Source organism: Amycolatopsis sp. NPDC054798, assembly GCF_053611505.1.
The window spans coordinates 1-8,018 of the sequence record NZ_JBSHAM010000185.1; the positions used below are offsets into that span (position 1 = coordinate 1).

At 68.3% G+C, this 8,018-nt stretch carries 7 protein-coding genes; 2 read left to right on the plus strand and 5 right to left on the minus strand.

What is annotated here, in order from left to right; genetic code table 11:
* Positions 1-166: 166 nt before the first annotated feature.
* Positions 167-325, minus strand: coding sequence for a hypothetical protein (locus ACWGIC_RS44150; protein WP_452081916.1), 159 nt, complete (start codon positions 323-325; stop codon positions 167-169).
* Between the two features lie 221 nt (positions 326-546).
* On the opposite strand from ACWGIC_RS44150, the gene typA reads away from it, so the two are divergent.
* Together typA and ACWGIC_RS44160 are read left to right on the plus strand one after the other, a co-directional pair.
* Positions 547-2,478, plus strand: coding sequence for a translational GTPase TypA (gene typA / locus ACWGIC_RS44155; protein ID WP_452081917.1), 1,932 nt, complete (start codon positions 547-549; stop codon positions 2,476-2,478).
* 242 nt (positions 2,479-2,720) lie between these two features.
* Positions 2,721-4,424: an ABC transporter family substrate-binding protein gene (locus tag ACWGIC_RS44160; RefSeq protein WP_452081922.1), complete on the plus strand. Its 1,704-nt coding sequence runs from the start codon at positions 2,721-2,723 to the stop codon at positions 4,422-4,424.
* Between the two features lie 76 nt (positions 4,425-4,500).
* Here ACWGIC_RS44160 and ACWGIC_RS44165 read toward each other — a convergent pair whose 3' ends face one another.
* The 4 genes from ACWGIC_RS44165 to ACWGIC_RS44180 form a co-directional block, all read right to left on the minus strand.
* Positions 4,501-5,532, minus strand: coding sequence for an ABC transporter ATP-binding protein (locus ACWGIC_RS44165; protein ID WP_452081918.1), 1,032 nt, complete (start codon positions 5,530-5,532; stop codon positions 4,501-4,503).
* Complete coding sequence (locus ACWGIC_RS44170; RefSeq protein WP_452081919.1) at positions 5,529-6,626, minus strand: ABC transporter ATP-binding protein; 1,098 nt, start codon at positions 6,624-6,626, stop codon at positions 5,529-5,531. Before ACWGIC_RS44170 ends, ACWGIC_RS44165 begins: the two co-directional genes overlap by 4 nt.
* On the minus strand, positions 6,623-7,582 hold the full coding sequence (locus tag ACWGIC_RS44175; protein ID WP_452081920.1) for an ABC transporter permease: 960 nt from the start codon (positions 7,580-7,582) through the stop codon (positions 6,623-6,625). Before ACWGIC_RS44175 ends, ACWGIC_RS44170 begins: the two co-directional genes overlap by 4 nt.
* A partial coding sequence (locus ACWGIC_RS44180) for an ABC transporter permease (protein WP_452081921.1) occupies positions 7,575-8,018 on the minus strand: 444 nt, incomplete at its 5' end. The genes ACWGIC_RS44175 and ACWGIC_RS44180, both read right to left, overlap by 8 nt.

An 8,018-nucleotide genomic window follows, 5' to 3' on the forward strand; every position in this document is an offset into this window, starting at 1 on the left:
ACACCCCCAACCCAACCCTCCCGTGGGTTGGGGGGTTGTTTATAACGACATCTTCCCCCACAACAAACCCACCCCCGAACCGTCAGCACAATCGGCTTCGGGGTGCCCAAAACCCACCCGCCTGCAATGTCGCCGCCAGGCGACGAGCCGTCCCCGCCAACCAGCCTCAAGCAGCCTTGGCCACCCGAGCCTTAGCCTTCTTCAACGCCAGCACCGGACACTTCTTGCACCGATCCTTGGACCGGCAGCACTTCTTCTTGACCTTCCCGGCCTTCATCAGCTTCCGCACCACAGCCCGAGGATCGTCCGCGTGTTTCTTCCCCATCGCGCACTCCTCAATCCGGCCGTCAAGAACACCGCAAGGTTAGGTGAGCCTAACCGATCATGGGGCGTGGCGCTCCTCACACCAACCCAACAGGTATCCTGATTGAAGTCCGCGTGTGGCCAAAGCCGGTCAGCGAGAGCCGGTCGCTGTGTCCGGTGCCCGTCATCCCGCCCGCCGCGCGGTGCCACCCGCCTTATTCTTCGAAGTTCAGGAGTCTTCGCGTGCCCGCAGCCAGCGCCACCGCGGTCGAAACCGGCCGCGCGTCCGGCAAGACCCGGCCCGACCTGCGCAACGTCGCGATCGTCGCCCACGTCGACCACGGCAAGACCACTCTGGTCGACGCCATGCTCCGTCAGTCCGGCGCCTTCGCCGAACGCGCCGAGCTGGTCGACCGCGTGATGGACTCCGGTGAACTCGAGCGGGAAAAGGGCATCACCATTCTCGCGAAGAACACCTCCATCCACCGCCAGACCCCGGACGGCGCGGTCACCATCAACGTGATCGACACCCCGGGCCACGCCGACTTCGGCGGCGAGGTCGAGCGCGGCCTGTCCATGGTCGACGGCGTCGTGCTGCTGGTCGACGCGAGCGAGGGCCCGCTGCCGCAGACCCGCTTCGTGCTGCGCAAGACGCTCGAGGCGAAGCTGCCGGTGATCCTGCTGGTCAACAAGGTCGACCGGCCGGACGCGCGGATCTCCGAGGTCGTCGAGGAGACCCACGACCTGCTGCTCGACCTGGCGAGCGACATCGAGGACGCCGACCACGACGCGATCCTCGACCTGCCGGTCGTCTACGCCTCCGCACGAGCGGGCAAGGCGTCGCTGACCCAGCCCGAGGACGGCGGCCTTCCCGACAGCGAGAACCTCGACCCGCTGTTCGAGACCCTGCTCCAGCACGTCCCGGCCCCGGCCGCGGACCTGGACGCCCCGCTGCAGGCGCTCGTCACCAACCTCGACGCGTCGAACTTCCTCGGCCGCATCGCGCTCATCCGCATCCACGCGGGCAAGCTGCGCAAGGGCCAGACCGTGGCCTGGATGCGCGAGGACGGCACTGTCCAGAACGTCCGGATCTCCGAGCTGCTCGTCACCGAGGCGCTCACCCGGGTCCCGGCGTCCGAGGCCAGCGCGGGCGAACTGGTCGCCATCGCGGGCATCCCGGACATCACCATCGGCGACACCCTCGCCGACCCGGAGAACCCGGTGGCGCTTCCCCGGATCACCGTGGACGAGCCCGCCATCTCGATGACCATCGGCGTCAACACCTCGCCGCTGGCCGGGCGCAACGGCGGCGACAAGGTCACCGCGCGGCTGGTCAAGGCCCGCCTCGACCAGGAGCTGATCGGCAACGTCTCGATCCGCGTCCTGCCGACCGAGCGCCCGGACACCTGGGAGGTGCAGGGCCGCGGCGAGCTGGCGCTGGCCATCCTGGTCGAGCAGATGCGCCGCGAGGGCTTCGAGCTGACCGTCGGCAAGCCGCAGGTGGTGCTGCGCACGATCGACGGCAAGCTGCACGAGCCGTTCGAGCGCCTGTACATCGACTCGCCCGAGGAGCACCTCGGCGCGATCACGCAGCTGCTCGCGTCCCGCAAGGGCCGCATGGAGGACATGAGCGGCAACGGCACCGGCCGGATCAAGCTGGTCTACGTGCTGCCGTCGCGCGGCCTCATCGGCTTCCGCACCGACTTCCTCACCGAAACCCGCGGCACCGGCATCGCGAACCACGTGTTCGAGGGCTACTTCCCGTGGGCGGGCGAGATCCGCACCCGGCACAGCGGTTCCTTGGTCGCCGACCGTTCGGGCCCGATCACCGCGTACGCGATGATCCAGCTCGCCGACCGCGGCACCTTCTTCGTCGAGCCCGGCGCGGAGGTGTACGAGGGCATGGTCGTGGGCGAGAACCCGCGGTTCGAGGACCTCGACATCAACATCACCAAGGAAAAGAAGCTGACCAACATGCGGCAGTCGTCGGCCGACGTGATGGAGACGCTGGCCCGCCCGCGCAAGCTCAGCCTGGAAGAGGCGCTGGAGTTCTGCGCGAGCGACGAATGCGTCGAGGTCGCGCCGGAGGTCGTGCGGGTCCGCAAGGTCACGCTCGACATCAACACCCGCGCAAAGGAGCGCTCGCGGGCCAAGAGCCGCGACAACAACAGCTGAACCTCGCGAAGGTGAAAAAGGGCGCCTCCCGTTCCCGGGAGGCGCCCTTTCGCGTGAACCGGGACGGCCGTTCGTACGTCCACTCTTATGGCGGTATCCACTCCGATGTCACGGAGCGGCGGCCGATGTGGGAATCTCGATGCCGGCCCCCGCCCTGGCATGGCAGCATGTCCGCTCGGACCACGGAGCGCGGCGGAACTTTCAGGAGGACGAGCGTGCGATTCGGACGCCGGCTGGGGCCGGTGCTCGCGCTGGCGGGGGTACTGCTCGCCGCGTGTTCGAACACCCCGCCGCCCCCGGTGGTCACGTCGGCCCCGCCGTCGAGCACGACCAGCGCGGCGTCGCTGTCGCAGATCGTGGTCGGCGTGGACGACGTGGTCGGCGGCTACAACCCGCACAGCATCGCGGACTCGTCGACGATCACCACGGCCTTGTCGCAGCTGCTGCTGCCCTCGGTGTTCCGGCAGTCCGAGGACGGCACGCGCACGCTCGACAAGACGCTGATGGTCTCGGCCGAGGTCGTGTCGCAGGTGCCGTTCACGGTGAAGTACGTGATCCGCCCGGACGCCTCGTGGTCCGACGGGGCCCCGATCGCCACCGAGGACTTCATCTACCTCGCCAACGCGATGAAGACGAACCCCGGCGTGATCGAGCCGGCCGGCTACCGGCTGATCTCGGACATCGAATCCCGCGACGGCGGCAAGGGCGTCGAGGTCACCTTCAGCAAGCCGTATCCGGCCTGGCAGACGCTGTTCGACAATCTGCTGCCGCAACACCTGCTCAAGGACTCGCCGGGCGGCTGGACGAACGCCCTCGCGACGAGCTTCCCCGCGGTGGCCGGGCCGTTCGCGATCAAGACGATCGACACCGCCCGCGGCGAAGCGACCCTCCAGCGCAACGACCGGTACTGGGAAAAGCCAGCCGCGGTCGACACCCTGATCCTGCGCCGCTCCGACGCGTCCGGCATCGCGACCGCACTGCGCAGCGGCAACGACCAGTTCTCCTTGACCCGCACCGATTCCACTGGCCTGCAATTGCTGAACGACCTGGGCTCGGCCGTCAAATTGCATACGCTGCCGCGCCCGCTGACCGCGTCGGTGCTGCTGCGTCCGGTGAGCGCGACGCTCTCTGATCCGCAAGTCCGCGCAGGCATCGCCGTGCTGCTGGACCGCGGAAAGCTGATCGCCGCCGGGGCGAAGGGCGGCCCGTCCGCGGCTCTGAAAGCAGATGCGCAGGTACTGCCGCCGTCCGCGAAGGGCTACGCGGCCACCATTCCGGCTGGCCCGCCGTCCGCGCCGGACGCGACAAAGGCCGAGCAGTACTTCACCGCCGCCGGGTACAAAAAGGAAGCCGGCGTGTGGCGCAAGGGAAACAAAACGCTGTCGATAGTGCTCGCGTCGCCCGGCGAACAGGAACCGTACGCGTCGATCGCGAAGGAACTTTCTTCGGAACTCGTCGCGGGCGGCATCGAGGTCAACCAAATCAAACCGCAGCCGCGCGACCTGTACTCGTCCCTGCTGGCCATGCCGGTGGTCAACGGAAAACAACAGGCGAGCCCGGACTCGAACAGCACCGTCGGCGTCGACATCGCCGTGGTAGGCCAGCCGGTCGGCGGCGACCCGGCGACGGTGCTGGCTTCCAGCTACGGCTGCGCTCCCGAACCCGCGTCGGCGGACAAGACCAAACCCGTGGTGCCGGCCAACTCCGCGGGCCTGTGCGACCAAGGGCTGCAAGCGACGATCGACTCCGCGCTCACCGGTTCGGCGACTGTCGCCGATTCGCTCAAGACCCTGGAACCGCAGCTGTGGTCCCAGAACGTAGCGATCCCGCTGTTCCAGGAAGCCGAGACTTTGGCGGTAGGCAAGGGAATCTCCGGCCTTACCCCCGGACCTCCGATGCAGGGCCCGTTCGGCTCCGCGGTGAACTGGACCCGCGGCGCCACCTGAGCTGAAAAGCCGTGAGGGGAACCCTGAGGGAATCAGATTCCCTCAGGGTTCCCCTCACGTACTTTTCGTTGGCGCGTCAGATCAACTGCAGGCTTTCCGCGAAGTGGCACGCCACCGGGTGCGCGTGCCCGCGGTCCACCAAAGCGGGCTCTTCCGTCTTGCACTTCTCGCGCCCGGCGTCGTCCAGCTGGTTGGCGAACTTCGGGCACCGGGTGCGGAACCGGCAGCCTGACGGCGGGTTGGCCGGGCTGGGCACGTCACCGGTGATGACGATTCGCTGCCGCGTCCGCTCCTTGCGCGGGTCCGGCACCGGGATCGCCGAGATCAACGCCTGCGTGTACGGATGCGCCGGAGTCTGGAACAGCTCCTCCGACGGCGCGGTCTCCACGATCTTGCCCAGGTACATCACCGCGATCCGGTCCGCCACGTGCCGCACCACCGAAAGGTCGTGGGACACGAACAGATACGACAGCCCCAGCTCCGCCTGCAGGTCCTTCAGCAGGTTGAGCACACCGGCCTGGATCGACACGTCCAGCGCGGACACCGGCTCGTCCAGCACCAGCACCTTCGGCTTCAACGCGAGCGCACGGGCGATGCCGATGCGCTGCCGCTGACCGCCGGAGAACTCGTGCGGGAACCGGTTGCCGTGCTCCGGACGCAGCCCGACGGTCTTCATCAGGTCGCGGACCTGCTGTTTGCCGCCGTTGTCGTACAGCCCGTGGATGCGCAGCGGTTCGGCGATGATCTCGTTCACCGGCAGCCGAGGGTCGACCGAGGCGTACGGGTCCTGGAACACGATCTGCATGCTGCGCCGCAGCCGCTGCAGTTCGCGCTTGCCCATCGTCGCGAGGTCTTTGCCCTCGTAGGTGACCTTGCCGCTGGTGAGCGGCTGCAACGCCAGCGCCACCCGGGCGGTGGTCGACTTGCCGCAGCCGGACTCGCCGACCAGCGCGAGCGTTTCGTGCGGGTAGATGTCGAACGACACGTCCGACACCGCCTGCACCGCACCCGAGACCCGGCGGATCAGGCCGCCGCCGCGGATGGGGAAGTGCTTCACCAGGTTCTGCGCGGAGAGGACGGGCGTCTTTCCCGCCGTGGCCTCGCTCATCGGTTCGTCTCCGTGTCGGTCGCGGCGGCGTCCACGGCGACCGGGACGGCTGCCGTGTCGGCCGCGGTGGCGCTGAACAGCTCGGCCGGGTCCTTCCCGACGACCTGCTCGGTGAAGTGACAGGCCGCGTGCTGGCCGTTGGGTCCCGCGACGAGCGCCGGTTCCTCCTCGTCGCAGATCGGCTGCGACAGCGGGCAGCGCGGGCTGAACGGGCAGCCCGGCGGCATGTTCTGCGTCGCGGGCGGCGAACCGGTGATCGGCGTGAGCCGTTCGGTCTTCACGTCCAGCCGCGGCAGGCTGCCGAGCAGGCCGAGCGTGTACGGCATCCGCGGGTTGTAGAAGATGTCGTCGACCGTGCCGGACTCGACGACCTTGCCCGCGTACATCACGTGCACCCGGTCCGCCTGGCCGGCGATCACGCCGAGGTCGTGCGTGATCAGCACCATCGCCGCGCCGGTTTCCTTCTGCGCGGCCTGCAGCGCTTCGAGGATCTGCGCCTGCACCGTCACGTCGAGCGCGGTGGTCGGCTCGTCCGCGATGATCACGTCCGGGTTGTTGGCCATCGCGATCGCGATCACCACGCGCTGGCGCATGCCGCCGGACAGCTGGTGCGGGTACTCGTCCGCGCGCTGCTTCGGGTTCGGGATGCGGACCAGGTCGAGCAGTTCGATCGCCTGCTTCTTCGCGACGTCCTTGCGCACGTCGTGGTGCGCGGTGATCGCCTCGGCGATCTGGTCGCCCACGGTGTACACCGGGTTCAGCGAGGTCATCGGGTCCTGGAAGACCATCGCGATGCCCTTGCCGCGTACCTTGTTCAGTTCCTTCTCGCTGCACTTCAGCAGGTCTTTCCCGCCGAACCGGATCGAGCCGGACACCTTCGCGGTCTTCGGCAGCAGGCCCATCACCGCGAGCGAGGTCACCGATTTTCCGGAGCCGGATTCGCCGACGATGCCGAGCACCTCGCCGCGGCGAAGCGCGTAGTTCACGCCGCGAACGGCGCTGACCACGCCCTCGCCGGTCGGGAACTGCACGGTCAGGTCCTCAACGACGAGGACGGGATCGCCGCCGCGTCCTTCGGAGCCGTTCTGGGTCATGCGCGCACCTTCGTCTGCTGGGGGTCGAACGCGTCCCGCAGGCCGTCCCCGATGAAGTTGATCGTCAGTGCGATCAGGATGATGAAAATGCCCGGGAAGTAGAACAGCCACGGCCGCGTGTCGATCGCGGTCTGCGCGCTGCTCACGAGCAGCCCGAGCGAGGTGTCCGGCGGCTGCACGCCGAAGCCGAGGAACGACAGCGCCGTCTCGAGCAGGATGGCGATCGACACGAGGATCGTCAGGTTGACGATGATCGCGCCGAGCGCGTTGGGCACCAGGTGCCGGAAGATGATCCGGCTGTCGCTCGCGCCGAGCGCCTTCGACGCCTCCACGAATTCCTTCTCGCGCAAGGAAAGCACGACGCCGCGGGCGACCCGGGAGACGTACGCCCAGTAGAGGCCGCCGATGACGACCGCGATCAGCCACCACGTGCCGCCGGACTGGTGGCCCAGCACCGCGGCCACCGCGAGCAGCGGCAGCGTCAGCACGAGGTCCGCGATGCGCATCAGGACCGTGTCGAGCCAGCCGCGGTAATAACCGGCGACCGCGCCCCACACCGTGCCCACGACGGTCGCGAAGATCGCGACGAGGATCGAGATCTGCAGCGAGATCTGCGTTCCGCGCATCACCTGCGCGAGGGTGTCGTGGCCGACGGCGTCGGTGCCGAACGGATGGTCGCCCGAGGGCGGGGCCGAGTTCTGGTCGGTGATGGCCCCTGCGTCGTACTTCCAGATCGCCGCGCCCACGTAGGCGAACAGGATGATCAGCACGAACACGACGAGGCTGATCATCGCGAGCCGGTGCTGCAGGAACCGCCGGAAAACCAGCTGTGCCTGGCTGCGCTCCTTGACCGTGAACTCGCGTTCCGGCGCGCCGCGCGGGGTCTGCGGGTCGTCCGGAGCGAACCGAGCGCCGCCCAGGGTGGTGGGCGGGGTGTCGAATACGTCGTTAGGCATAGCGGATCCTCGGGTCGAGCAGGCCGTAGAGCAGGTCGGCGATCAGGTTGAGCAGGATGATGAACGTCGCCGCGATGAGCAGCCACGCCTCCACCGCGTACACGTCGCTGCGCTTGATCGCGTCCAGCAGGAAAGCGCCCGCACCCTGCCATTGGAACACGGTTTCGGTGACGACGGCGCCGCCGAGGATCGAGCCGATGTCGAGTGCGGTCACCGTGGTCAGCGGGATCAGCGCGTTGCGCAGCGCGTGCTTGCGCGTCACCGTCCAGCGCGGCAGGCCCTTGGCCCTCGCGAGGCGGACGTAATCGCTGTTGAGCACCTCGAGCATCGAAGCGCGCTGGTACCGGCTCCAGGCCGCGTAACTCGTCAGCGCGAGCGAGATCGTCGGCAGGATCAGGTGGCCGAGCACGTCGCCGAACTGGGCCCAGAACCCGCC

What these genes read in the sequence shown, in the direction of transcription:
- ACWGIC_RS44150 (WP_452081916.1), bottom strand. Translation starts at nt 325, where the DNA reads ATGGGGAAGAAACACGCGGACGATCCTCGGGCTGTGGTGCGGAAGCTG.
- ACWGIC_RS44165 (WP_452081918.1), bottom strand. Translation starts at nt 5,532, where the DNA reads ATGAGCGAGGCCACGGCGGGAAAGACGCCCGTCCTCTCCGCGCAGAAC.
- ACWGIC_RS44170 (WP_452081919.1), bottom strand. Translation starts at nt 6,626, where the DNA reads ATGACCCAGAACGGCTCCGAAGGACGCGGCGGCGATCCCGTCCTCGTC.
- ACWGIC_RS44175 (WP_452081920.1), bottom strand. Translation starts at nt 7,582, where the DNA reads ATGCCTAACGACGTATTCGACACCCCGCCCACCACCCTGGGCGGCGCT.